The 25826-nt window shown below is 31.3% G+C and carries 22 protein-coding genes and 1 pseudogene; 17 read left to right on the top strand and 6 right to left on the bottom strand.

Annotation, left to right across the window (positions count from 1 at the left end):
* Positions 1–32 precede the first annotated feature (32 nt).
* From LGK97_RS06970 to LGK97_RS06955, 4 genes are all read left to right on the top strand, one after another.
* The gene (locus tag LGK97_RS06970; protein WP_226259033.1) at positions 33–3344 is read left to right on the top strand and encodes a bacterial Ig-like domain-containing protein; all 3312 of its coding nucleotides are present in this window, start codon (positions 33–35) and stop codon (positions 3342–3344) included.
* A 271-nt stretch (positions 3345–3615) separates the two neighbouring features.
* Complete coding sequence (locus tag LGK97_RS06965; RefSeq protein WP_226259032.1) at positions 3616–4467, top strand: SLAP domain-containing protein; 852 nt, start codon at positions 3616–3618, stop codon at positions 4465–4467.
* A gap of 16 nt (positions 4468–4483) precedes the next feature.
* A complete protein-coding gene (locus tag LGK97_RS06960) occupies positions 4484–5035 on the top strand; it encodes a hypothetical protein (protein ID WP_226259031.1) in 552 nt (183 codons plus the stop codon).
* A gap of 37 nt (positions 5036–5072) precedes the next feature.
* Positions 5073–5474, top strand: coding sequence for a hypothetical protein (locus LGK97_RS06955; RefSeq protein ID WP_226259030.1), 402 nt, complete (start codon positions 5073–5075; stop codon positions 5472–5474).
* 76 nt (positions 5475–5550) lie between these two features.
* On the opposite strand, the gene LGK97_RS06950 is transcribed toward LGK97_RS06955, so the two are convergent.
* Both LGK97_RS06950 and LGK97_RS06945 read right to left on the bottom strand, forming a co-directional pair.
* Positions 5551–5925 carry a hypothetical protein gene (locus LGK97_RS06950; protein WP_226259029.1) on the bottom strand — a complete coding sequence of 125 codons (375 nt, stop codon included), beginning with the start codon at positions 5923–5925 and terminating at the stop codon, positions 5551–5553.
* Positions 5926–6026: 101 nt separating this feature from the next.
* The gene (locus tag LGK97_RS06945; protein ID WP_226259028.1) at positions 6027–6962 is read right to left on the bottom strand and encodes a magnesium transporter CorA family protein; all 936 of its coding nucleotides are present in this window, start codon (positions 6960–6962) and stop codon (positions 6027–6029) included.
* 326 nt (positions 6963–7288) lie between these two features.
* On the opposite strand from LGK97_RS06945, the gene LGK97_RS06940 reads away from it, so the two are divergent.
* From LGK97_RS06940 to LGK97_RS06915, 6 genes are all read left to right on the top strand, one after another.
* Positions 7289–7837: a manganese efflux pump MntP family protein gene (locus tag LGK97_RS06940; protein ID WP_226259027.1), complete on the top strand. Its 549-nt coding sequence runs from the start codon at positions 7289–7291 to the stop codon at positions 7835–7837.
* Positions 7838–7853: 16 nt separating this feature from the next.
* Complete coding sequence (locus LGK97_RS06935) at positions 7854–9314, top strand: aminoacyl-histidine dipeptidase (RefSeq protein WP_226259026.1); 1461 nt, start codon at positions 7854–7856, stop codon at positions 9312–9314.
* A gap of 165 nt (positions 9315–9479) precedes the next feature.
* Positions 9480–9887, top strand: a complete 408-nt coding sequence (locus LGK97_RS06930; protein WP_226259025.1) for a Fur family transcriptional regulator — start codon at positions 9480–9482, stop codon at positions 9885–9887.
* Between the two features lie 15 nt (positions 9888–9902).
* The gene (locus tag LGK97_RS06925; RefSeq protein WP_226259024.1) at positions 9903–10301 is read left to right on the top strand and encodes a DUF6762 family protein; all 399 of its coding nucleotides are present in this window, start codon (positions 9903–9905) and stop codon (positions 10299–10301) included.
* Between the two features lie 24 nt (positions 10302–10325).
* Entirely contained in the window at positions 10326–11384 is a 1059-nt protein-coding gene (locus LGK97_RS06920; protein ID WP_226259023.1) for an HD-GYP domain-containing protein, read from the top strand.
* 76 nt (positions 11385–11460) lie between these two features.
* The gene (locus LGK97_RS06915; RefSeq protein ID WP_226259022.1) at positions 11461–12465 is read left to right on the top strand and encodes a rhomboid family intramembrane serine protease; all 1005 of its coding nucleotides are present in this window, start codon (positions 11461–11463) and stop codon (positions 12463–12465) included.
* 84 nt (positions 12466–12549) lie between these two features.
* On the opposite strand, the gene LGK97_RS06910 is transcribed toward LGK97_RS06915, so the two are convergent.
* Positions 12550–14310: an ATP-dependent metallopeptidase FtsH/Yme1/Tma family protein gene (locus tag LGK97_RS06910; protein WP_226259021.1), complete on the bottom strand. Its 1761-nt coding sequence runs from the start codon at positions 14308–14310 to the stop codon at positions 12550–12552.
* 293 nt (positions 14311–14603) lie between these two features.
* On the opposite strand from LGK97_RS06910, the pseudogene LGK97_RS06905 reads away from it, so the two are divergent.
* The 5 genes and pseudogenes from LGK97_RS06905 to LGK97_RS06885 all read left to right on the top strand — a co-directional run.
* Positions 14604–15359 (top strand): annotated as a pseudogene (locus LGK97_RS06905) (viroplasmin family protein); the annotation flags it as partial.
* A 98-nt stretch (positions 15360–15457) separates the two neighbouring features.
* Entirely contained in the window at positions 15458–15634 is a 177-nt protein-coding gene (locus tag LGK97_RS06900) for a YtxH domain-containing protein (RefSeq protein WP_226259020.1), read from the top strand.
* 256 nt (positions 15635–15890) lie between these two features.
* Positions 15891–17189: a helix-turn-helix domain-containing protein gene (locus LGK97_RS06895; RefSeq protein WP_226259019.1), complete on the top strand. Its 1299-nt coding sequence runs from the start codon at positions 15891–15893 to the stop codon at positions 17187–17189.
* Between the two features lie 67 nt (positions 17190–17256).
* Complete coding sequence (locus LGK97_RS06890) at positions 17257–18525, top strand: helix-turn-helix domain-containing protein (RefSeq protein ID WP_226259018.1); 1269 nt, start codon at positions 17257–17259, stop codon at positions 18523–18525.
* Positions 18526–18681: 156 nt separating this feature from the next.
* Positions 18682–19440, top strand: a complete 759-nt coding sequence (locus tag LGK97_RS06885; RefSeq protein WP_226259017.1) for a polysaccharide deacetylase family protein — start codon at positions 18682–18684, stop codon at positions 19438–19440.
* Positions 19441–19472: 32 nt separating this feature from the next.
* Here LGK97_RS06885 and LGK97_RS06880 read toward each other — a convergent pair whose 3' ends face one another.
* The 3 genes from LGK97_RS06880 to LGK97_RS06870 form a co-directional block, all read right to left on the bottom strand.
* Positions 19473–20198 carry a type 1 glutamine amidotransferase gene (locus tag LGK97_RS06880; RefSeq protein WP_226259076.1) on the bottom strand — a complete coding sequence of 242 codons (726 nt, stop codon included), beginning with the start codon at positions 20196–20198 and terminating at the stop codon, positions 19473–19475.
* Between the two features lie 80 nt (positions 20199–20278).
* The gene (locus tag LGK97_RS06875; RefSeq protein WP_226259016.1) at positions 20279–21637 is read right to left on the bottom strand and encodes a MurT ligase domain-containing protein; all 1359 of its coding nucleotides are present in this window, start codon (positions 21635–21637) and stop codon (positions 20279–20281) included.
* A 15-nt stretch (positions 21638–21652) separates the two neighbouring features.
* On the bottom strand, positions 21653–22858 hold the full coding sequence (locus LGK97_RS06870; RefSeq protein WP_226259015.1) for a CapA family protein: 1206 nt from the start codon (positions 22856–22858) through the stop codon (positions 21653–21655).
* 163 nt (positions 22859–23021) lie between these two features.
* Between LGK97_RS06870 and LGK97_RS06865 the strand changes: the two genes are divergently transcribed.
* On the top strand, positions 23022–24725 hold the full coding sequence (locus tag LGK97_RS06865; RefSeq protein ID WP_226259014.1) for a tetratricopeptide repeat protein: 1704 nt from the start codon (positions 23022–23024) through the stop codon (positions 24723–24725).
* Between the two features lie 15 nt (positions 24726–24740).
* Positions 24741–25598, top strand: coding sequence for a DMT family transporter (locus tag LGK97_RS06860; RefSeq protein ID WP_226259013.1), 858 nt, complete (start codon positions 24741–24743; stop codon positions 25596–25598).
* The last annotated feature ends 228 nt before the right edge of the window (positions 25599–25826 follow it).

The raw sequence follows: 25826 nt of genomic DNA, 5'->3' as shown, positions 1-25826 counted from the left end.
AAACAAACTAAAAAAAACGGAGGTAGAAATGTATGAACAAAAAAATCACAAGTTCAGCTCTTGCTGCTTTAATGATAGCAGGATCAACATCTTTCACGGCGATTGCTTCAATGGCTAATGGTACTGTTGTAATAGGAAATAAGGCTTACGATTTATCTTATGCTAATGATCCTCAAAATATTGAAGAAATAACCAATGCAATAGTTGCAGGTGGAGAAGTTTATGTTAAGGATTTCGAAGGAAATTGGATTAACAATACTACAGGATTAAAAGTAGAAGCAAGTCTTATCCCAGCTGTAGTTTATAAAGGTATAGATGGCAAAGAAGTTAAATTTGATGCGGCTGATAAAGATGCAGTGGCAAAAGAATTAACGGTAGAGGTTGCTACAGGTGCAAAGGCATTAGTAATTTCATTAAAAGAAAAAGTGAATATGTCTAGTCAAGCAACATTAGCTGTAGAAGTAAAGCAAGATGATACTTTAATTGATTTTGGTACACCAGTTTTAAGTGAAGATGGATTAAAGATTACAGTACCAGTTAAGGATGGCAAGACACCACTAACTGATGCAAAATATGACGTTAAAATAAGTGGCTTAATAGATTTAGCAGGAAAAGAAATTGTTGAAGTAAGTACTGCAACAGTTACAAAAAAATCAGTAGCATCAGATATTGGAATAACAACAACAGGACTTGCACCAACAACAGGACAAGCTATAAGCTATAAACTAACTGATAACTATGGACAAGTATACACAGATGCGACTACAATTGCGAAAGGTAAAATTACCGCTGCGTCTGCTAAAGTACAAGCAACAGGATTACCAATTGCTGTTACAATAGCTGGAGATAACAAAACAGCTACTTTTGATGCAACAGGATTAAAGAAAGATGTTGTGGTTGTTGTAAGTGTAACTTACACTGCTGGCAGCGTTAGCTTGACTTCAACTAAAGAATTAACAGTAGGTGAAGTTGCTATAGCATCAGTTATAAAAGATATCACTATATCAGCACAAAAAGATGCTAATGCTGTTGCTGTAGACACAACAAAAGATGGATTTATATTAGGTAAAGTGGCTAACTTTGATTTAACAGCAAATTTATTAGATCAATATGGAAATCCTAATAATACTGATAATGTTGTTACTTGGGCTACATCAGATAAGAGTGTATTGGCATTTAACTTAGATGCTACAAAAACTGTATTAAATAATGCAGCAAAAGTTCAAACAATCAAAGTTGTAGGACAAGGTACAGCAGTTATATCAGCATACCTTGCAAGTGGTTCAAAAGTAGATTACTTAGTAACTGTAACATTAGCAGGAGTGAAATCGGTAGCGGCTACAAATGTTTCAGGTGCAGTGAACTATGAAGATAAAGAAGTTATAACAGGATTTACATTTACTGATTTAAATGATAAAAATGATACATTAAAGCCTCTAGCTAAAGATGTAACTTTCGCCTTTAAGTCAGGTGATAAATTAACAGCTGCTGATATGGTTATTACAACTGTTGAAAACACTGATGGTACATTCAAAGGAGTAAAGTTTAACGCTAAAAAATCAGGTGCATATACTGTTACAATGTCATACGCTGGTAAGACAGCTGACTTTACAGTAACTTCTGCTACTAAAACAGAGTTTGCAAAACTACAAGATATTGCAGATTTTACAGCTAAAGCTGGTGCTCCAGAAAGTAAGCTTACAGTTAAAGCTTCAAATAAATATGATGAAGAATTAGATGTGAAATTATCAGATTTAGAATTAACATGGTATGCTGCTGATGGAAAATTAATAAGTTCTACAGATGCTAGTGCATTTGTAACTGTGAAATATTACAAAGCAGATGGAGTGGCAACTACAACTGGAACTGATATTATTAAATCAATTGGTGTTACTTATACAGGAGCAGTGGCTTCTAGCTATACACTAAAAGTAGGAATAAGCGGCACTATAGTAGCAGATACTGCTAAAGTTACAACTTCAGTAGCAACACTTAAAACAATACAAATTAATAAAAGTGTAGTTGCTAGTGATAAATTAGTTTTAGGGGATGATAAATCTCAGTATGTTGATTTAACATTAAAAGATAATGACGGAGATGCATTAGTTAATACAACTGGTATCAATATGTTTATCAAAAACACTGCTGGTGTAGATGTAAATGCATTTACCTCTCTAGTTTACAAGCATGTTGATAAGGATGGTATCGCAACATATAATACAGAATTATCGGGAGCAGTAGGTGTGGCATTAAAGCTTGACCCAAGTACTTCAGGCTTAGTAGATGGAACTTACAGCATATTTGTTGATAAAGGAATTTCTACTCAAGAGGGATATATAAAATCAAATACAGTTACTGTAGTTGTTAATAAGACTAGAGTTCTTGATACCGCTACAACTGCTACAAATTTAGTTACATCAACTTTAGGAACAGATTCAAAAATGTTAATAGTGCCAAAAGATCAATATGGTGATATTATAAAAATAAATACTGCTGATGTTACATTAAAGGATGGTGCAACAACAGTTAAGATTGCAACTTCAAATGGAGTGGTTGAAAAGGTTGACAAAGATGGAAATTTACTTGGATATGAAGTTACTCTTACTTCAATAGCTAAGGGAACAGAAATATTAACATTAAATGTTAAGTTCAGTGATACTGTTACAAAAGCAATTAATGTTACATCAACAGTTAAAACATCAGGAGATATAACATCAATTAAATTCGGTGGAGACCTTGATAACAATGGAATTCTTGATGCAGTACTTCATGATACTGTAATTGGTGATACTGATACTTATAATACTATCACACTTAATTTATCTGGATATGATACAAATGGAAATGTTGTTACAATAAAAGCTTCAGATTTTACATGGGATGAATCAGCACTACCAAATACAATAGTATTTGATGAAGCAACTGGAATATTTACAGTTGATACGAGTAAATTATTAGCTGATAAATCCAATGATGCAACTGGAACAGTTAAGGCATACCAAGCTGGTAAGCTACTTGGAACAATCTCTGTTAAATTAACAGATGCTGAGCCAACAATTGCTTCAATTGACTTCAATAAAACTGATAAAGTTAAGGAAGTTATAGTAGGTGATACGCTTAACTTAGCAGCAATAACATTAGAAGCAACAACTAATTTTGGTGATGTATCAAGCCTAGTTATAAAAGCTAGTGATATAGCTAACTGGAATACAAGTGATGCATCAATAGCAACTGTAACAGGGTCTGTAGTTACAGTATCAGGCAACGCAAAAGTTGGAGATTCAGTAGTGATTACTGGTTCATACCAAGGCAAGCTATTAACATTTACTGTTAAAGCAAAATAAGACCCTCAGGGGTTACCACAATTTTGCAAAATAAGAGAAAAGGACAGCTGTGCTATCAGCTGTCCCTTTCTCCTTTTCTGCTTAGGTAAGATTTTTTAAAAGAGATATTAAGGGGATTTTCCTACAAAGTGCAACCATTTTCAAGGATTAACGTAATTTATAGTGGGTAAATTAAATGAAAGTTTACTATTTGTTTAGCAGTTATATGATATAATAAAATGTAATTGTAACAATGAATATTAGAATTTGAACCTATTAGGAGGAATTTATTATGACAAACAATGATAATTCAATGGAAAGTAATAATGAAATAGTGCCAGAAAAAGTGGTAGCAGATATAAAGTTGCATCTTAATGAATACGATAAAGGGGTTATGTCAGATTTTCAAAAGGAATTTTTAGAAGAAGAGTTAGCGGAGCTACCAACAATAGAAAATGGACAGGTGTCTATTAGTGGTACATATATCTTTCATATGGTAGATAAGATAGAGGTTAGTGTTTATTTAAGAAATGGCTTGTCAACGCAAATTAACTTTGATAAAGTACCGCTAGTAATTGTAAATAAAAATGGGGATGTGCTTGCAAAGCAAATTATGGATATGGGTGACTTTGGCATATTACCTCCTTTTTCAGCAAGACCATATAAAGTTTATTTTGATAAAGCAAACCTTCTAGTTGATACAATTTCAAATGATGACTTTCAAATACAATTTGAAAGTTCCATTAGTGCTATAAATACAGTAAAGGTTGAACTTGAGGACATTCCAGAGAATATGGATTATGATTTAAAAAGTAGCTTCACAAACTTTTTAGCTAAGTTACCTTTAATAAAAGCAGGCGATGTTAATATTGAGGTGTTCAAAACATTGAGAGGTATGGATAATTCCATTTCTATAGTGTTCATGATTCGTAATGGCTGCGATAAAGTTATAAAATTAGAAAGATTACCTATAATGATTAAGGATGAGCAAGAGGAAGTTGTTGCTAAGGGGATGTTTGATATTGAAAATGTAAGTGTAAATCCTCATAAGGCAAAGGTTTATGATTTTACAATAACAGAAGATTATATTGTTAATAAAGATTTTGACATAAGTACTTGCAAAGTATACTTCAAATCCGAATAAAGAAGGGAATATGAGTATGAGCAATAATAGAAAGATATCTAAAAAGGCAGCGGGCTTATTTGCAGTAATTGTACTAATAGTGCTTTTATTTTTCTTTCTTCAAAAGTTTAATGACAACACTAATAGTAAAAGTAAAAATGATGTAAACACCGAAGAGTTAAAAAGTAAGGAATTAGATAAAAAGGCAGGAGAAACTGCTTCAAAGGATGCTGAAACTGGTATAGATAAATCTAAAGAAAATGAAGCAAGTGCAGATACTAAAAGATCAGAAAAAGATGAAGCTGCAAAAACCATAAGTGATGAATATGGTATTTCGGTTTTAGTTAAGGCTGCAAATTTTGGGTCTACAGCAGAAATTGTTACTGATAGCAGCAAATTCAATAATAGTTATAAACACTATCAGTTTTTCTTTGAAAGCAAGCCTATATCAAATATTGAAAGTATTACAAAAGCTGAAACCACAATATTTCCTGCAATGAAAGTTGGTAGCGAAGTAGTACTAAAGCTATTAGATGCAAATAAAAAGGTTCTAAAGGAATTAAAACTAAAGTTAAATGAGAAAAAATAAAATTAATTATATACAGTAAAATGGGAGTGAGGACAACATGAAAAAAGATAATAAAAAAGTGATTGGTATATCTATTATTCTAGTAATTATTCTGGCAATCGCAGGCACAGTTTATATGAACAATAAACCTAGCAAAACTACTAAAGGTGATCCTAGTGTAGAAGTTACAGTTAATGCTACAGTAAGAGAGGCAGCATTTGGATCTGTAGTAAATGTATCGCTTTCAGAGTCAGGGAAAAAGAAATACACAGATGTTTTAAAATACCAAGTTTACTACGAAGGTAAACCTGTAACGCAAAAGGAAATCTTAGGTAAGCCTACCACAGCATACCCTGTTAGAAAAGAAAAAGATAAGGTTACAATTAAGCTTATAAATGCAAAAGATAAAGATGTATATTCAGTGGATGTAAATTTGCAAAAGGAGAACATAGCAAAGTAAAGTTAAGGTAGATTAATTCATAAATAAAAGAGGAGAGATAGTCTTAAAAACTACCTCTCCTCTTTTATGTAAAAAATTACTCTATGCTAATTACTTCTAATTCTTCTGTAGCAACCACAGAATTATCTCCAGCTGCATACTTTACTTCAACACCAGTTGTATTTTTATAGGTTACACTAGGAATGGTGCTAGATGCTACAACTGCATTAGTAGAGTTGTTAATCCAAGTTGCATCAAACCCTTTAACATACACTTCGCTACTAGCCACTATGGCCGCAGTAATCTCAGCTAGGTTTTTAGTATCATTGGCATAGGTTATGTCAAAGGCTTTATTTCCAATAACTACAGTACCATTTGGCATCTGAACTGAGGCTGCGGAAGCTTTCCATACAGACGCAGTAGAAAGTGCTGTTATAACAAGTGCTGCATATAGAATCTTTTTCTTTTTCATAGGTAAATCCCCCTTTCAATAAAAGTTTAAATACAATATATTTAATAACTATATTGTATCATATTATACTACGATTTAAAAATCAATTTAGTTTCAATTGTCTAAAACATATCTTTTTTATTAAGAAAATAAATAACAAATATTCCTATAAGGCCAATTAGCGCAACCACATACCAAAAGCCTACAGTGCTAGCGGCGAAAGGTATCCCGGCTACATTCATACCAAATAACCCAGAAACCATATTAGGTATAGCCATTACTATAGTTATTGCAGCTAGGAACTTCATTACTATGTTAAGGTTATTTGATATAACAGAAGCGTAGGCATCCATGGTGCCACTTAGGATATTACTATATATAGTACACATCTCTATAGCTTGCCTATTTTCAATTATAACATCTTCAAGTACGTCTTTATCTTCTTCATATTTTTGAAGTATATCTAGCTTAAGCATTTTTTCTAAGGTGATTTCATTTCCCTTTAAGGAAGTAGAAAAGTATACAAGAGATTTTTCTAAGGCTAGCAATTGAATAAGCTCCTTATTTCTTAAAGACTTATGTAACTGCTTTTCAACTATGTAGCTTTTCTTATCAATTTGCCTTAGATATATTAGATAATAGTTGGCAATTCTATATAAGATTTGTAGCATGAATCTTGAACGTTTAAAGGTAAAGAAAGAGCTGATTTTCCCCTCGCTAAAGTCAGATAATACCTTACTGTTTTTCAAACAAACTGTAATTATTACCTTATCAGTATGTATTAGGGATAAGGGGTAAGTGTCGTAGGTTAATGAGTTATCATCCATATCTGTAAAGGGAATATCCAGAATAATTAATGTGCAATTCTCTACATCAATACGAGAAGTTTCCTCTTCGTCTAAAGCAGCTTTTAAAAAATCTATAGGGACGTTAGTATTTTTTGATACGAAGACCAATTCTTCAGCAGAAGGGTCTATCATATTAACCCAACAACCTGGCTCAATACTTTCTAGCTTTGATAATTGACCATTTTCTGCACTTTTATATATTGAAAGCATTTTTGCACCTCCTAGTGTAAGTTCATCTATATTATAGTCCATAAAATGCAATAAGCACAACTAATAATTAATTATATGATTTTTATGAAAGGTCGTAGATATTAGTGTATTTGGGAGAAATACGGTATAAAACTAAGATTTTAGGATGCGGAAGTAGTGTTGACAAAAAACGCTAATTAATTCATAATAGTATAGTAAGGTTCTATACATGATAGATAAAAAAATTGGAATAATAATAAAGAAGTTTGACTAATATATTGTAGAGGGTTATGTTATATCATGAGGTTTGTGTTGTAGCATACAGTATTATTATGGGAGGAAAATTCATGGATTTATACCCATTACTTACAATAGGGTTAGCACTATCTTTAGATGCTTTTGGAGTGGCTTTATGTATAGGTTTAAATAACCAAACTAGGGCTAGAAATAAGCTAGGCTTTATAATCTCCTTTGGGATATTTCAATTTTTATTTTCATACATAGGTGCTTATGCCGGATTCCTTTTCAATACATATGTAGCGGCCATGCCAACTATAATTGGCGGTATGATTATTGCTGCAGTTGGTGTACTTATGATTAAGAACGGCTTTGAAAGTAAAGGTGAGTGTCCGCTACTTAAACCTAAGATGTATTTTATTTTAGGAGCGTCAGTAAGCATTGATGCAATGGTGGTAGGTTTTACGGTATTAAATAATATAACGAAAGTTACATTATTAAATAATACATTATTCATTGGGGGTATAACTCTAGTAATGTCAACTATAGCTTTTATAATTTCTAAATATTTAAAAAGGGTAGAATTTGTAGGGGAGTATGCTGACTATATTGGAGGTATAATACTAATAATTTTCGGGCTAAAAATGATTTTTTTTTAAAGAAAGGATGATTAATATGTTAGAAAAGTTAAAAGATTTAAGCTCATTTGAGGCATTCAAGTATTTTAAAGCTATGAACGAGATTCCAAGGGGTTCTGGCAATGAAAAAGCAATAAGTGATTGGTTAGTAAGCTTTGCTAAAGAGCATAGTTTAGAAGTTATTCAAGATAAAGCATTAAATGTTATAATAAAAAAGCCTGCTACTAAAGGATATGAAAAAGCTCCAATTATAATAATTCAAGGTCATATGGACATGGTTTGTGAAAAAAACACAGATACAAAGCATGATTTCTTGAAAGATGCTATTGAGTTTATTGTAGAAGGTGATATTTTAAGAGCTAATGGAACTACTTTAGGTGCTGATAATGGTATTGCAGTGGCATTTGGTCTTGCAGTTCTTGCATCAAAAGATATGTCTCATCCAGCAATTGAACTATTAGTAACTACTGAAGAAGAAACAGGTATGGGTGGAGCTCAAGCATTAAACCCTAAGGATTTAGATGGAAGAATATTAATTAATATAGATTCAGAAGAAGAAGGAAAATTTTTAGTAAGCTGTTCTGGCGGAGTACGCGAGAAGATAAAGCTTCCAATAACATGGGAAGAAGCAGATAATAGTTTTACAAATGCTACAGTTAGCATAAAAGGATTATTTGGCGGACACTCTGGAATGGAGATCAACAAAGAAAGAGGAAATGCTATAAAGCTTATGGGACGTTTCCTTATGGATTTAAAATCAGTTATAGACTTTAAAATAAACTCAATCAATGGAGGAGCTAAAAATAACGCAATTCCTCGTGAAGCTGATGCTATTATATTGTTTAGAGAAAGCGATAAAAAGATAGTTCTTGAAAAAGTGGCACAATGGAACACTACTATAAAAGATGAGTTAAATGGCATTGATCCAGATGTAGCTTTGACAATTGAAGTATTAAATGAAAAAGTAAAAAAAGCATTTTCTGATGACACTGCTACAAAAGCACTTCAATTACTTTTCTTAATTCCAAATGGAGTTAAAAACATGAGTATGGCTATTGAAGGCTTAGTGCAAAGTTCAACTAATATAGGAGTTCTTACAACTTCTGAGGAAAACTTAGAATTTGATTCTGCAGTGAGAAGTTCTGTAAAGACTTTAAAGAAAGCAATATGTGATGAAACTATAGTTCTTGCAGAAATGGTAGGAGCAGCTATTGAATTTGAATCTGATTATCCTGAGTGGCAATATAATCCACAATCAGAAATAAGAAGCGTATTCCAAAAGGTATATAAAGATATAAATGGAAAAGATGTTGAAATATCAGCTATACATGCTGGACTTGAGTGTGGATTAATCAGCGATAAATTTGGAGGAAAAATTGATCAAATATCTTTTGGACCTAATATTTATGATGTTCATACACCTAAAGAACACTTAAGTATATCATCAACAAATAGAATGTGGGATTTCTTAGTAGCAGTATTAAAGGAAATAAAATAATCAAACGAGTTTAGTGGATAAATCAACATTAGTGAGGTAAGTTACACTAATGAATATCTAAAGGTTTCTACTTTTGTAGAAGCCTTTTTTATTCTAGCTTACTTGTATTAAATAATATATTGATGTATATTATAATTGATATAATAATTTAGTAAGGTGATATAAATGGATGTAATTTCATATTTAAAAGAAAATAATATTAAGATTACTGCGGCAAGGAAAAGCATACTAGAAATTATACTTTGTAGAAAAGAAGCTATAAATGCAAATCTCATATATGAAGACCTTAAAGAAAATCACATAAAAATAGATTTATCTACTGTGTATAGAACACTGGAGCTTTTAGAGAGTAAAAAGATTTTAAACAAATTTGATTTAGGGAACAATATGTATAACTATACTATAAGCAATAATGCCCATAAACATATAATTCAGTGTGATTTATGTCATAAGAAAATGGTTATAGATTGCCCTATACCTCAAATAGAAGAGCAAATAAAAGCAAAGACAGGAATAACCCTTACAGAAAGTCATGTTTATTTAAAAGGAATCTGCAGGGAATGTAAAGAATAAGAGGAGATGAATTTAATGCAATTTTCATCATTAGTACTAATGGAGAGAGATAAAGAAACTAATCAATTTGTCAGAGAACTAGGAAGTTATGAGACTTCTGAAGGTGCAGAATATGTAACGAAACTGTATTACGATGGAGGATTAATCAACTTGTTTTTTGATACTCATGAGGATGTAGAAGAATGGCAGTTTACGGCGATTTATGATTATTTTAATGAGGATATATTTAGAACTAAAGGTTATTCTATTGACGCTGTGGATGATGAATATAATCCAACTTGGGTAGTTAAGTTTGAATATGACAAAGAACATATGGTGGTTCGCGAAGCATTAATTGAGGTTTGCGAATTAATAAAACAGGAACTTAAAGAAGTTTTTGAAAAGATTAAAGGCAAACAAGAGGAATATAAATAATAATATGAATTTTTAGAGGTGTGCATGAGACTTGAGTTTATAAATAGGGTAAAAGCCGATGAGGTTTTAGGGCGAAATATTTTTACAGAAGACGGAAACGTACTTCTAAGGTCAGGAGTAAAGTTAACTAATAAGTACATAACAAAACTTAAGGAATTGGGGGTTTTCTACGTATATGTAGAAGATTCCAGATTAGATGATATATCAGTAGAAGATGAAAAGCTAAGTGATTTAAAAGCAGCAACCATGAAAAATATGGCTAACATAATGAAAAATGTAACGTCAGGAGATAAGAAGGGAACCAAAGATGCCTTATCCGTTGTGGAAGATTTGGTTGACCACATTATTGAAATGGGCGATGTAAATAAAAGCTTGTACGATATACAAACCTATGATAACTATACATATCTTCATTCTATAGATACTGGGATTATGGCAACTTTTCTTGGCTTGTCTATGAATCTTAAAGAGAGCGAATTAAAAGAGCTGAGCATTGGAGCAATTCTTCATGACATAGGAAAGACCAAAATTGATTCGGATATTATAACTAAGCCAGGCAAGCTAACAGAGGAAGAATTTCAAGAAATAAGGCAACATCCAACCTATGGAAGAAGTATTCTAGAAAAGAATTTTTCCATATCTAGTGAAGTTCTAAGGGCTGTGGAACATCACCACGAAAAAGTTGATGGTAGTGGATATCCTTATGGACTTAAATTACATCAAATTTCTAAATTTGCAAGAATTATTTCTGTTTGTGACGTTTATGATGCCGTAAGCAATGATAGAAGTTACAGACAAAAATTTAATCCTATAGATGCTTATGAATTAATTTTAGCAGGTTGTGGAAATGCCTTTGATGAAGAAATTATAAAAAACTTTAAAAAAACTTTTTCAGTATTTCCATTAGGTGTATGTTTAAAGCTATCCAACGGAATTGAAGGATACGTAATTAAACAAAACAAGAACTTTCCTGATAGACCAGTACTTAGAGTGCTTTATGAAAGTGAAACTAGAAAGCCTATCAAGTTTTATGAAATAGATTTATTGCAATGTCGTAATCTTGTGGTTCAAGCAATAATATAAAGTTAGTGCCACCCACGTGGCAAGTGGCAAGTCTAGCTTGCCACTTGCCACGTGGGTGGCACCCTAGGAGAAATATATGAGAGATAAAAATATAGAAGTTATTATAAAGGGATTTACAAATCAATATGGATATTTATTAGAGGATATAAAAAGTAAGAATAATAATTCTGAGCTATGGACAGTTGTAAAAGACATGAATGGGGTAATGCATCGACTAATATTTATAAGGGACACTAACCTAAGCGAACTTTTACAATATAACATTCCGGATGATAAAGGTAACATATATATATTAATTTCTGAAGATGATTTTCATAGTGATAGTAACTTAGAATTTCTTTCAACAAACAATTTGTCAGGAATACCTTTGATTAAAGTTCAGATTAAAGAGAGAAAAGTAACATATTCTGAAAATGTAAATTTGGAAGTAGTACAGCACTTAGCAGCAGTTATGAATAATAATAGCTTACGTAGTAATAATGAAAAGGTAAGTATAAGTGAATTGCCCTTTATTACTATTGGAATCATTGCTATAAATGTTATTCTATATATAGTTACAGCTTATTTGAGCTACACTTATGCAAAAGGCAGTGTATTTGATAGTGATACTAGAGTTTTAGTTTTGCTTGGTGCCAAGGTTAATGAGTTAATTGCACAGGGTCAGTATTTTAGACTTGTTTCTTGTATGTTTTTACATGGAGGTATTGTGCATTTAGGCGTGAACATGTATTCACTTTATGCTATCGGACCAATGGTTGAAAGGGTTTATGGTAGAGTAAAGTATCTTGCCATTTACTTTGCTTCGGGGATATGTTCTTCAATGCTCAGCTATATTTACTCACCGAGTATTTCCATTGGAGCCTCTGGTGCCATATTTGGACTTTTAGGAGCGGTGCTTGTTTTTGCAATTAAGTCCAAAGGTAAGACTGGAAGTTCTTTTATAAGAAGTATTTTATCAGTGATATTTGTAAATATATTTATAGGTATGACATTGCCAAACATTGATAATTTCGGACATATCGGCGGGCTTGTTGGGGGAATGATTATAGCATTTTTGCTTACAGTTAGGGAAAAAGATTAGTTAGACAAATACAGCCTCAGGGAGAACCCTGAGGCTTAGATATTACCCCGGAAAAATGTCTGTCTGATACTCTAGGGGATAGCTTTATGCAACAATACTTTCTTTATTTGCAATTATTTTAACTAAATCTTCATGGTTTACAGTTTCATTTTCCATTAATAAAGCTGTAATAGCCTCTAAAGAATGTTTTTCATCTGTGAGGATACTCTTAACTTCTTCATATAATTCTGCCATTAAGTTTTTACATTCTGAGAAGGCTGCTTCTTGGTTTGTAAGACCTGCGTCGTTTAGTTTATCCATAGTAAGTAGCCCTAGTGAATCACCCATACCGTACTGCGTAATTATAGTGGTTACTAGCTCTGTACTTCTTTGTAAATCATTATATGCGCCAGTGGTTACGTTATTTTGTCCAAAAATAATTTCTTCAGCAGCTCTACCACCAAGGAGTACCATTATCCTTTTCTTTAAATAGGCCTTGTTTTGATATAGTTTATCTTCAGGAATGCTTAAAGTATAACCACCTGCACCCTTGGTAGTTGGAATTATAGTTACCTTTGAGACTTTATCATTTGGCAATACCTTGAATGAAATTATGGCATGTCCCGCTTCGTGGAAGGCGGTGATTTTTCTATCCTCATCTTTAATATAATCTCTATGAACTTTTTCATAACCAGCCAGCATTATAGAATAAGCTTTATCTAAATGTTCATTTTCAATAAATGAAGAATTATCCTTACAAGCAAGAATAGCAGCTTCATTTGCTAAGCTCTCCAGCTTTGCACCTGAAAAGTAGGAGGTTTTATGTGCCCACTGAGAATACTCTATATCCTTAATAGGTTTATTTTTAAGATGAAGTTTTAAAATTTTCTCTCTAGCAGCCACATCAGGTAATGTAACTTCAATATGTCTATCAAAACGACCAGGTCTTAAAAGAGCTTCATCCAACATATCAAGTCTGTTAGTTGCAGCAATTATCATAATTCCTTCTGTTTCATTAAAACCAGACATTTCTGTTAAAAGGGCGTTTAGTGTTTGATCTTTTTCATCAGAACCGCCACCTCGTCCATTATCCCTTTTCTTACCAATAGCATCAATCTCGTCAATAAAAATAACTGCCTTGCCGTGGCTTCTTGCTTTTTTAAATAAGCTTCTAATTCTACCAGCACCCACACCTACATAGACTTGAACAAAATCAGAACCAGACACTGCATAAAAAGGAACATTAGCTTCGCCAGCTACAGCTTTTGCAAGCAAGGTCTTACCCGTTCCAGGGTCCCCATATAAAATTATTCCTCTGGGCATTCTAGCTCCATAGGTGGAATACTTCTCAGGATTTTTAAGGAAATCAACTACATCCTTAACACTATCCTTAGCCTCTTCGTTACCAGCTACACTATCAAAGTTAAACCCTATGTCTTCTACAGCGGTTACATCAAGATTTGTAGCTGAGAACATGCCTTTGGATTTTACCTTTGAAGATTTAAAGGCAAAAATCCCAAGTGCTATAAGTGAAATTAAAAGACCTGAAATAGAAGCTATTTCAAAAGGATTTGTAAGAGTTTGCTCAGAAACATTTATTCCACTTTTTAATAAGTTTTCTTTAAAATTATCGGTTCTTGGATTATCAGTTTCATAAATAGTGCCATCTTTAAGTTTAACTTGAATCTTTGGTGAAGTTGTTACGTAGACAGTAGAAATGTTACTTCCGGAAGCATCTTTAAGAAAGTCAATATATAATTTATCTTTAGGTATTTTAAAGGCATTACTAAAAAAGATGAGGAATACTAATGAAAAAACTGCAGTAATCACAGGAAGTATAATATATTTGTTTTTAATTTTATTCATAAGCTTAAAGCAGTAACCACTATTCCTTTAGAGGATTGTGGAAACGCTTCATTCACCATCCCTTCTCGTACTATATTTTTATTGATATGGCAAGATAAAAATTCTTGAGTCATATTAAATCCAATTGACGTTACATCAACTATAAGGGCAATTATAATATGTTTTAAAGGTCTTGTCCAACGAACCTAATAGATTTTGGTAATGTAAATTCTGTTAAAGTTATAATTGATAAATTTATGATTTGTTGTATACTTTATTTATGAAATAGAAACAAGATGAGGAGAACAGATAAAATGGGAAAGAAAGTTTATGCAATAAAAGAAGGATTCAATTTTAGTGCTAATGAAAAAATAGAAAATAAGATAGTTGACACTTGGGCGGAGTGCTTAAAATATGTAAAGGGTGTAAAAGGTGCTAAGTACAAGAGCTTTGAGGATATAAATGAAGCTAAGAAATTCTTGAATGCTACAGAAGATTCATTAAAAAAAGAAGATAATAGTTATCCTAGTGAATGTCTTCATGTTTATGTTGATGGTAGCTATAATTCTTTTACAGAGGAGTATTCCTATGGAATGGTAGCTGTAAAAAACAATATAGTTTTATACATAGAAAGTGGTGCAGGAAAGAATGAGTCATTAAGGAATATAAGGCAAATAGCAGGAGAACTAGAGGGTGCAGTAAAAGGCGTTCAGTATGCTATAAATAAAGGTGAGAAAAAAGTCGTGATATTTCATGATTATATAGGGATTTGTTATCATGCTACGGGGTTCTGGGAAAGGCGCGAAGAGTCGTCGAAAGAATATTACAAAAAAATGCAAGAACTAATGAGTAGTGGTATTGAAGTAATATTTGTTAAGGTGGATAGCCATACGGGAGATTTATTTAATGAACTTGTTGATGAAAAGTGCAAAGAAAAGTTGTCAATAAAGTCTGATAAATCAGTTGAAAAATGGCTACTTAAAAACATTATTAGTGTTAGTAGCGTAGCTGTAAAACAGGAGATTGTAAAAATAGTAAGTAAAGGGCAAGAAAATATAATTGTTATAGATTCTAAAAATTAAACAATACTCTTAAAAAAAGTAGGTTAATTATCTTAAAATTGCACATCCTATAAGGACTAAGTAATTAAAGAAAGGATGTGTAACTTATGCATAGAAAATTTATATCACCGATGGCAGCAGGTGCTGTAATTGGAGTAGTGGCAGCTACAATGTTAATGCCAAATATGGATAGAGGTACAAAAAGAAGAGTTAAAAAAACAGGTAAAAGAGTAATGAGCATGGCAGGAGATATGTATGATAACATGAAGGATTATATTTTATAGTCTCACGAAAGTAATTAGCTGTGTCGTCTTTGACTTGTTATTTATTTGAATTTGTAAAAGTATAATTAAAGCCTTTAAACTATATCGGTTGATATAGTTTAAAGGCTTTTAACATTGTTACTGAAAATTCTAAATTTTATTCAAGTATTTTGCAGTTTAAAGGTAAACTATGTTATAATTAAATTAAAATTGTCTAACAGTCCTTTTATTTGACATTAATTTACATATACTACCATGCAGTAAAGGAAGAGTGATTATGGAGATATTATCTTTAGGAGAAAAAATAAAGAGAAAAAGAAAAGAATTTAATATGACGTTAAAAGACCTTGCAGGAGAAAGAATAACCCCAGGACAAATTAGTCTAGTTGAATCAGGTAAATCTAATCCTAGCATGGATTTATTAGATTATTTGGCAAATACTCTAAATACGTCCTCTGAATATCTAATGGAATCAGAGGAATCTCAGGCTGAAAAAATATGTTTATTTTATGAAAATATTGCTGAAGCACTTATTTTAAATGGTGATTTAATACAGGCTGAGCAAAATATCGAAAAGTCTTTATATTATTGTGAAAAGTACAAGCTTGAATATAGAAAAGCCAAAAATCTATACTTAAGAGGTGAAATATACATAAAGAGGAAAGAGATTTCTGCAGCTCAACAAGTCTTTCTTTCTTCAAATGTTATTTTCATAAAAACAAACTCTTATGAAGAAGTAATTAGAACCTTTTTAAAGCTTGGAATAATAGCACTAGAATTGAAGGGGTACCATTCTGCGGCAAGTTATTTCGGACAAGCTGAAAAAGTTTTTATGGACAATGAAGTTGCAAATGATTTTCTATTAGGCGAAATATTTTACTACATAGGTTACACTTATTTTAAGCTAGATGATATAGAAAGTGCTATAAAATATTCATATTTAGCACAAAAAAAGTTTGCACAAATAGATAGTAAGAAAGAATATGCCAACTCACTTATGGTATTATCAAACGAATATAATGAAAAAGGTGATATTGTAAACGCTATAAAGTATTCAAAAATTACTTTAGAAGTATTTTATGAAATTGACAATTTAAATTATATATCTGAGATTGAAAATAACTTAGGTAGGTTATTTTACGAGTTTGAAAATATAGAAGAATCCTTTATACATTTGAATAAAGCCAAGGTAATAAGACAAACAAGTAATGATTCAAAGTTAATAGATACATTAGCTAATATATGTGATAATTATATTAAACTTAAGCTAATAGATAAAGCGAAAGAAGCTTTAGAGGATATATTAGGATATGTAGAAGAGGGTAATTATAAAGCTTTAAGTAGGTATTACTTATTAAAATATAGAGTTGATTTGCTAGAAGGAAATGCCATTGAAGCGGAAAACACTTTATTACAAGCACTTAATTTTGTAAAAGAGCAGGAACAAACAAAAGAAGCAGCTGAAATATCTATAATGCTTGGAAAGTTTTATATGGATGGTGGTAAAGATAAAGATGCCGCTAAATACCTAAATGAGGGTGTAGAATTATTCAATAAATTAGGAATAATTAAGTAATTTAAGTTAAACTATTTTGTGTTTAGATGCATAAGATAGTTATTTAATCTGTGGATAGGTGATGAATATGGAGATATTATCAACGGGAGAAAAGATAAAAAGGACTAGAATATATAAAGGCTATACCTTAAAGGATATATGTGATGGAAGAGTATCAGTATCTAAAATGAGTTGTATAGAAAATAACAAGGTCATGGCAGAACCTTGGATAGTAGAACTTATTAGTAAAAAGTTGGACGTTGATGTTGCGTATTTGAATGAAAATATAAAAGAACAAATTGAGGAAAACATTAAGGATTTGAATGACTATGGCAATGGCGTAAAGGATGACGATTACGAAGTTAAAGTATCCTATAACTTGGAATTTGCCCAGAAGTATAATTATTATGATTTAGCCATTGAACTAACACATATGCTATTTAACTTTTATTTAGATAGAAAAGACTTCCCGAAGGTGCAATCAATTAGTTCTATATATTATGATTTATACTTAAAAACATCTTTAGAAGATAGTAAGTTAACTTACTATATAGACATGGCAAGGCACTTATATATAAAAGAGGACTATCTGCAAGCAGCAAGTTATTATTGTAATGTTAGAAGAGGATTAAATGAGAGCAAAATCAATAATTATAAAAAGCTAATAATAGTAACTTATAATGAAGCTGCCTGTAGTATTATGCTAAAAAACTATGAGCGTGCATATGAAGTGGGCATTAGATTATTAGATTTGCTAGAACACGTAGATACTGAATTTAAAGCCGCTGAGATATACCACATGTTAGCAGTGTTGTCTATAAGGGTAGGAAATGGAAAGTTTAAAGAATATGAAAAAAAATCATATGAATTATATAAAGATAATGATACTAGTAAAGCAAAGGCTATTTACAATTATGCGTCTACAATGTTTGACTGCAATATGAAAGATAAGGCTGTAGAATATATAAATAATGGTTTAAACTGCTACCCTAGATCAGACAAGGCAGGTCTAGTTAACTTTATGCTAGATAGTATTGAGGAACTTATTGAAAATGACATGCTAAGCCTTGCACAATCTATTTCTGATGAAGTTTTAAATTATGCAATAAATTTAGATAACATTCAGTTTGTTGAAAAAAGCTATTATTATAAAGCTACTATACTCGATAAACAAGGACAATCAGCTAGTGCTGAGATGTATATGAACTTATCTTTAGATTCGCTTTTAAAATTTGGAACTAAGCAAGATATATATTCAAGATATTTAGAAATGGGGAATATGTACCACAAGCTAGGACATATAGCTGATTCTATAAAGTATTTTAGCTTTGCTATTCAATTAGAAAAAAAGATGTAGATTTGGGATTTACCTAAATCTACATCTTTTTTTATTTTAAACATGTGATGCATTCAACAAGCGGGATAAGTTTCCACTTATTATTTTCCTAAATTAGCATATCATAATGATATGTTAATTATTAACCACAATAAACACAAGGAAGGAGGGAAGGTTATGAAACCATGGAGAGAAAGAAATGTGCTAATAATTTTGATTAGTACCTGTTTTGCATGCTTTACATGTTTTATATGTTCGGGTTTTTCTAAAGCTACATCAATTTATCCTAAAGAAGTTTTTCTAACATTTGACGACGGTCCATCTATTAATAATACTTTAGGCATAATAGATATTTTAAATCATAATGGTGTTAAGGCAACATTCTTTGTAATTGGACAAAGGGCACAAATGTATCCGGAAATTATTAAGAAAGTGAATGATAGTGGAATGTGTATAGCACCCCATACATATACTCACAATTATAGCGACATTTATAAAAGTACTGAAGCTTATTTTAAAGATATGGAAAAGTGTAACAATGTCATTAAAAATATTATAAATAAAAGCAATTTTTCATACATAAGAATGCCTGGGGGTTCAGATAATTTAGTTTCTAATTCAGAAACTTTACAAAACATTAAAACCACACTTAAAAAGAGAAACATAAACTATGTGGATTGGAATGTATCTTCAGATGATGCACTTGGCCAAAATATTCAAGCCTTTAAGCTTAAAGATAATGTTATAGCTCAATCTAGAGGAGTAAGTATGGCGGTAGTTCTAATGCACGATTCTTATTATAAAAGAACTACGGTAGATTCACTTCAAGAAGTTATAAGTTATTTTAAAAACCAAGGATATGTATTTAGGACATTTAATGATTTAACCCAAGAGGAAAAAGAAAAGATGACAAGAATGGAGGTATTAAATAGATGAAACCCCAGAAGGTTGACCTTCCAGGGTTTCATCTATTTAGAAGCTTCTCTGCTAATTATAAATTCTTTAGCTTTAATTTCGAAACTATCATCTAAGGAAGTTAAAGCTACCTCATCATACTTATTTTTTAAGGCTAGTGTAAGTATTCTATCAGCTAACTCAGGATTTTTTGACAAAAGGGAGCCATGAAAATAAGTACAAAAAGTATTTTTATAAATACAACCTTCGTAACCGTCTTCGCCATTATTACCATAGCCCGATTTAACAATGCCAAGTGGTGTTAAGCCATTTATATAAGTTCTTCCAGAATGGTTTTCAAAGCCTACATAGGTTTCATTAAAGGCTTCATTATGAATAATTGTATTGCCTATGAACCTTTTATCCCCACCTTCTGTGTAGATATCTAAAATATCAAGACCTTGAAGCTTTTCACCTTCCGGAGTGGTATAGTATTTCCCAAGCAATTGATATCCACCGCAAATAGCCAAGAATACTTTACCACTTTGTATGTAATCATCTATAGCTAATTTCTTTGAATTTATTAAGTCAGGGGAAACTATTGCCTGCTCATAATCTTGTCCTCCACCGAAAAATACAATATCATAGTACTCTGCTTTAAAAGTATCACCTATGGATATGTTAATGATGTTTACTTTGATGCATCTACTCTCAGCTCTATGTTTTAATATTAAAATATTTCCTACATCCCCGTATACATTAAGTAAGTCAGGATATAAGTGACAAATGTTAATTTCCATATTATCCATCATGTAATTCACCTTCTAACTAAAATTTTAAGTTTTAATATATTCTTAATTTTTATTTGAGTTATTATATGCTACCAGATTTTATCTATGTATCCTTTAGCATGCAAAAACTTTCGTAAGTTTATCATTGCGGTATAAGTAGCCAGAACATAAACAACATCACCATCACAAGCTTTTATTTCTTTTAGTAATGCTTCTTCCTCTGCGCATAATAGGAAAGAGGAAGGATCAAAACCAGCTACCTTAAGTCGTATTGCCATATCATATAACCGTATGCCAGATATCATAACTTTGTTAATATTAAGGCTAGTTAAAGCTTCGAAATTTACATCCCAAATCCAAGAAACATCTTTTCCATCAGCATAATTATCATTTAAAAGAAGGGATAAGTTTATTTTTCTTGTGTCTAATTTAATGGTGTTTACAGCCTCATCATAGCCAGCAGGATTTTTAACTAATACTATCTTAACTTCCATACCATCAATACTTAATGTTTCTTGCCTACCAAAGCTACTAGCTACGGTTTTAAGACAGTGCTCTATGATATTATCTTGAACATGTAGCTCCTTGGCTACAGAGTATGCACATAGGGCATTATAAATATTATAAGTTCCAGGTTGGTTTATATAATATTGCTTATTATTAATGTAGACTGTGGACCCATTAGGATTTAAATCAACAATTTCATCTACATGATAATTAAGAGAAGGGCGTTTGTAGCTGCACTTTGAGCAGTAGAAATCCCCTAAATGGTTATATGTAATAAAATTATATTCATAAGGTGCCTTGCATACTGTGCAAAATTTAGCATCTGCGTTTGTATCTACAGTTTTATTTTCATTAATTTTAGTACCAAAACCATAATATACTATTGGATTTTTAAGATTTAAGTTTCCAAATAAAGATTCATCTCCGTTAAGTATAAGAGTGGAGTTTGGTGTCTTTTCTATGCCTTCTAATATCTTTTTTAAAGTAGTGTATACCTCGCCATAGCGGTCTAATTGATCTCTGAATAGATTTGTAATAGTGATTATACTTGGAGATATATATTCAGTTATAAATTTAACGTTGGCTTCATCGACTTCTATGACAGCAATCTTTTCTTCTTTAGATTTTTTAAAAGAATAATTAGAAATAAAACAGGCTACTATTCCCGTATACATATTTGCACCAGTATTGTTAGTTATAACTTGCTTATTACTTTCCTTTATAATACTATAAATCATGCTTGTAGTAGTGGTTTTACCATTAGTACCGGTTATAAGTATAACCTCATAATTGGCCGCTATGGTTTTTAATATATCCTTATCAAGTTTTAAGGCAATTTTTCCCGGGAAATTTGTGCCACCTTTAAATAAGAATTTTGATAATTTCATAATAAATTTTGAAACTAATATACTGAGCAACGACTGAATTTTAATTTTGAACACATCCTTTAACTGTAGTTAATTATTATTGATATTTATATAGAAGAAATCATCGCTTATTTTAAAACCAGCATGCTCTGAGAGGTTATTTAATTTAGTCAGTAGGTTTATCTTAGCATCACCTTTAAGGGGAGTTGGGCAATAATCATTTCTATAATCCACTGAAGATATACTACATGGAATAACGCGGATACCTATAGAAGTTAAACTATTATTTACGAACTTAAAATTACTTTGAAAAATAAAGGTGGTTTTGTCCGATGGATTAGAATTACCTCCAAAGCAGAAATTCCCCAAGCTATAAGCTATAATTCTATTTTTATATTGTTCAATCCCCTGAATTACATGAGGGTGATGTCCAAGAATTATATCTGCTCCATTATCAATGGCAAAATGAGCTAGTTCCTTTTGTGCATCTATAGGATAGTACTGGTTTTCATTTCCCCAGTGAAAGTTTATAATTACAACTGAATTAGTCTTTTTTAATTCTGCAATATCTTCTTTCAATTTATTTAGAAAACTTTTATCTAAGGACCAACCTCTATAACCTAAAAATCCAAAGGGCTGCTCTTTAATTTTGGTTATCCATTTTGAACCTTCTCCAAAGTAGGCTACTTTTTCCTTTTCAAGGGCAAGCTTTGTATCTTGAAATCCCTTTTGATTATAATCGTAAATATGGTTGTTGGAAAGATTAACTCCTTCAATGGAGCCCAGTGGTAGACTTTTAGCATAATCACTAGAGGCTTTGAAGTTAAATTGCTTATCTGCCTTGTCTGTAGAATCCGTAAAGGTTGTTTCTAAGTTGGCGATGGTAACATCGTCGGCGCTAAAAATACTAGACACATTTTTAAACAAGTAAGAAAAATCATTATCATGGTTTACTACCATGGCAGGTAGACTAGTTTCATAGTTGAATTTATTGTCAGTTCCAATAGTACAGTCGCCTACAGCAGACATCAGGACCTCTGTATTCTTGTCCTCTACTTTAGGAGGGATAATAACTTCATTTGAAGTATTAGATGCACCATTGGTGATAGAAGCATCATCTTTATTGGGCTTTGATTGACCTTGTTCAGAAATAGCTTTATTTCCACTAAACTTATTCAAAGAAAAGGAAATAGTTTTAATGGTAACGAAGATTAAGGCTATAGAAAAAAATAGTAATAAACATAACCTTGATATTATTTTTTTTCTATTGTATTTACGCCTTCGTGATTTTTTCAAAATAACCCTCCTGTGGTACTCCTCGGTACCTAATAATTATATGGTTTAATCATTATAATTTTATATCATAGTTGCATAAATGTCTAATATATAATATAACTTATAATTATTGTGGCTTTTTAGTTTGGTATTTGTTAGAATATTACTATAAAGAGGTGATATTATGTTGAAGTTAGACAACTTAAAGTCTGTGTTACAATTAAGTAAACCAAGGGAGATAAAAGGTAAAACAAAAGCACTATATTTAGGAATATTATTTGTTGCAATTATAGGTATTGTTATTTTAACTATAACACAAAAAAACAGGTATTTGAGTGAATTAGAAATACAAGCGGAAAAACATTACTTTGCACAGGAATATGATTTGGCTATTGAAAAATACGGTAAACTTGCAAAGGAGCATTCTGATTCTCCAATATGGAATGTTAAAATAGCTGAGGTTTATTCTGTTAAGAGAGATTTAAGTAGCTCGTCAAAATATATTGATATTGCAAAGAAATATGAAAAGATAGACGTAAATACCTATAACTACATAATCTTTACAGAGTTTATGAATGGAAAACATGAAGAGGCCTTAAAAGATGGGGAGATTGCATTAAGCAAATATCCTAAAGATAAAGGACTTATAAAAACCATGTTTACAATTTACATGGGGAATAACAAGATTAATGAAGCAAAAGAGATTATCCTAAGTTATCCTGTGGATGAGAAGTCTTCCTATGATATTGCAGAATATTCTAGAATGTTAATGCTTGTGGATAAAGTGGAAGAAGGGTATAGCCAGTTAAGACGTGCATGGGAACTTAATAAGGATGAATACAAGGTATATGATGTGTTAGCACAAATATCCTTATATAATAAAGATGCTCTTTTGCAAAATGTAACGGCTCTTTCACAAAAACACCCTAATGACTTAGTTTATAAAATATGGTTAGCTAAGATATATTCATTAAGCGCTGACACTGTAGATGAGGCAAATAAATTATTAAGTGAGATTTCTAATAAGGATGTAGGGACTATACAAATTAAACTAATAAGTGCTAATGTTTACAAGAATATGAATGAGATTGAAAAGTCTGATAAGCTTATCCAAGATGTAATCCTGCAGCATCCAGATGACTATAGAGCATATCATAGTGCGGGGTGGTATTATCTTTACAAGAAAGATTACGAAAAGGCTAAAGAATATTGCAATAAATCTATAGAACTTAATAAGGATTATCCAGATAATTATGGATTCTTAATGCCAGAAATATTAAAACAAGAAGCTAAAAAGCTTACTGCAGAGCCCTATTTTAGAACTGCATTAATTAAGGAACCTTATAATTATAATATAATGCTTAACTTTGCAAATTATTATTGGTACACCTCCAATGATAGTGCTAAGGCACTAGAATGCTTTAATTTAGCAGCAGTTATCAAACCACAGGATGCAGATATAAAGTATAATATGGCTTTAATAAAGTTATCTGATAATAAAATAGAGGATGCCATAGAAATTTTAAAGGTATGTAGTAAACTAAATGAGTTAGATCCTAAGTATCACAGAACATTGGCTACTATATACATGACAGAAAATAAGCCAGAGCTAGCTAAAGTGGAAATTAAAAGTGCTTATAGTGCAGATCAGAAAGATATTTTAACTTTAAATAATGCTGGTTGTTATTACATTACTTTTGAACAAAATTTAGAAAAAGGGTTTTATAATATATCAAAGGCCTATGAAGGCTTAGATGCTTCTCATGATGATTACACTAAAAAAACCATTTTAGAGAATTATGATAAGGCTCAAAAGCTTAAAGAAAGTTACACTAAGGGTAAAGATAATCAAGTGTTAAAAATCCCTGATTTTATTTTATTTTATTAAGAAAGGCGTGTTTCTTTGAAAAAAGGATATATTTACTCAATTCTCTCGGCTATATTATTTGGAAGTGCAGGTCTTTTTGTAAAGATGGCTTATGTAGGAGGAATTGACTCTATAAGTTTATTAACGTTGCAATATATGATAGCTGTACCATTAATGTTTCTTCTTATGTATGTTTTTGATAAAAAGTCTTTTAAAATTACAAGGCTACAGTTATTAAGGTTAGCCATACTTGGCATAGTTGGAAATACATTTATGACTGTTCTTTATTATATATCCTTTAACTACCTGCCCATGGAAGTAGTGGCTATATTGTTATACACTTATCCTTTAATAGTGTTTGTATATTCAGCTGTTTTTAAGAAAAGTCATTTAGGATATAAAAAGCTTTTTGCTGTGCTCCTAGCATTTTTCGGTTGTGTTTTAACTTTAGATATACTATCGGGGCAGCTTAAATATTCTATTATAGGAGTTGCAGTTGCATTAATGTGTGCAATGTTTTACGCCTTCATGAATATTTATAGTGAAGAAAAGTTGCAAGGATTAGAACCCCTAACAATTAATGCATATTCAACGCTATTCTCGTTATTATCTCTTATGATATACAAGTTTCCTATATTTGTTTTTAGTGGTGAAGTGAATACAAGTTTACTTTTATATACGACTATTCTTGCTGTGTTTTGTGAGATTATACCACTAACTTTATTATATGCAGCCATAAAGCGCATAGGGTCACTAAAGGTATCTATAATTGGGAATATCGAAATACCAACGGCGATGATTATATCGTTTTTTATATTACATGAGAATATTGGAATTATGCAAATAGTGGGGATTGTTATAGTAGTAGGTGCAGTATATATGATAAGAGAATAAATTATATGATAATGGATACTTAAAGTATGATTTTTAGTTTTATAATATAAATAGCTTCAGGGAAGGGTTAAACTTTCCCTGAAGTTTTTTTATTGCATGATTTTTAAAGAAGTATATCAATCTTTTTGATAAAGGTTTAACAATGATTTTATATGATAAACTAAATTTTATTATATTAGAATTAAACTAAATATAATTTAGTTTATGCTCATAACCTTGATATAAAGC

Origin of the sequence: Clostridium sp. CS001 (assembly GCF_020443565.1) — a bacterium.
GTDB lineage: Bacteria > Bacillota > Clostridia > Clostridiales > Clostridiaceae > Clostridium_AD.
Note: the sequence above shows the minus strand (reverse complement) of the source record. Positions and strands in the feature narration are given on the sequence as shown.

Coding starts and splice junctions, on each gene's coding strand:
- LGK97_RS06970 (WP_226259033.1), top strand. CDS start 33: ATGAACAAAAAAATCACAAGTTCAGCTCTTGCTGCTTTAATGATAGCA.
- LGK97_RS06965 (WP_226259032.1), top strand. CDS start 3,616: ATGACAAACAATGATAATTCAATGGAAAGTAATAATGAAATAGTGCCA.
- LGK97_RS06960 (WP_226259031.1), top strand. CDS start 4,484: ATGAGCAATAATAGAAAGATATCTAAAAAGGCAGCGGGCTTATTTGCA.
- LGK97_RS06955 (WP_226259030.1), top strand. CDS start 5,073: ATGAAAAAAGATAATAAAAAAGTGATTGGTATATCTATTATTCTAGTA.
- LGK97_RS06950 (WP_226259029.1), bottom strand. CDS start 5,925: ATGAAAAAGAAAAAGATTCTATATGCAGCACTTGTTATAACAGCACTT.
- LGK97_RS06945 (WP_226259028.1), bottom strand. CDS start 6,962: ATGCTTTCAATATATAAAAGTGCAGAAAATGGTCAATTATCAAAGCTA.
- LGK97_RS06940 (WP_226259027.1), top strand. CDS start 7,289: ATGGATTTATACCCATTACTTACAATAGGGTTAGCACTATCTTTAGAT.
- LGK97_RS06935 (WP_226259026.1), top strand. CDS start 7,854: ATGTTAGAAAAGTTAAAAGATTTAAGCTCATTTGAGGCATTCAAGTAT.
- LGK97_RS06930 (WP_226259025.1), top strand. CDS start 9,480: ATGGATGTAATTTCATATTTAAAAGAAAATAATATTAAGATTACTGCG.
- LGK97_RS06925 (WP_226259024.1), top strand. CDS start 9,903: ATGCAATTTTCATCATTAGTACTAATGGAGAGAGATAAAGAAACTAAT.
- LGK97_RS06920 (WP_226259023.1), top strand. CDS start 10,326: ATGAGACTTGAGTTTATAAATAGGGTAAAAGCCGATGAGGTTTTAGGG.
- LGK97_RS06915 (WP_226259022.1), top strand. CDS start 11,461: ATGAGAGATAAAAATATAGAAGTTATTATAAAGGGATTTACAAATCAA.
- LGK97_RS06910 (WP_226259021.1), bottom strand. CDS start 14,310: ATGAATAAAATTAAAAACAAATATATTATACTTCCTGTGATTACTGCA.
- LGK97_RS06900 (WP_226259020.1), top strand. CDS start 15,458: ATGCATAGAAAATTTATATCACCGATGGCAGCAGGTGCTGTAATTGGA.
- LGK97_RS06895 (WP_226259019.1), top strand. CDS start 15,891: ATGGAGATATTATCTTTAGGAGAAAAAATAAAGAGAAAAAGAAAAGAA.
- LGK97_RS06890 (WP_226259018.1), top strand. CDS start 17,257: ATGGAGATATTATCAACGGGAGAAAAGATAAAAAGGACTAGAATATAT.
- LGK97_RS06885 (WP_226259017.1), top strand. CDS start 18,682: ATGAAACCATGGAGAGAAAGAAATGTGCTAATAATTTTGATTAGTACC.
- LGK97_RS06880 (WP_226259076.1), bottom strand. CDS start 20,198: ATGGAAATTAACATTTGTCACTTATATCCTGACTTACTTAATGTATAC.
- LGK97_RS06865 (WP_226259014.1), top strand. CDS start 23,022: ATGTTGAAGTTAGACAACTTAAAGTCTGTGTTACAATTAAGTAAACCA.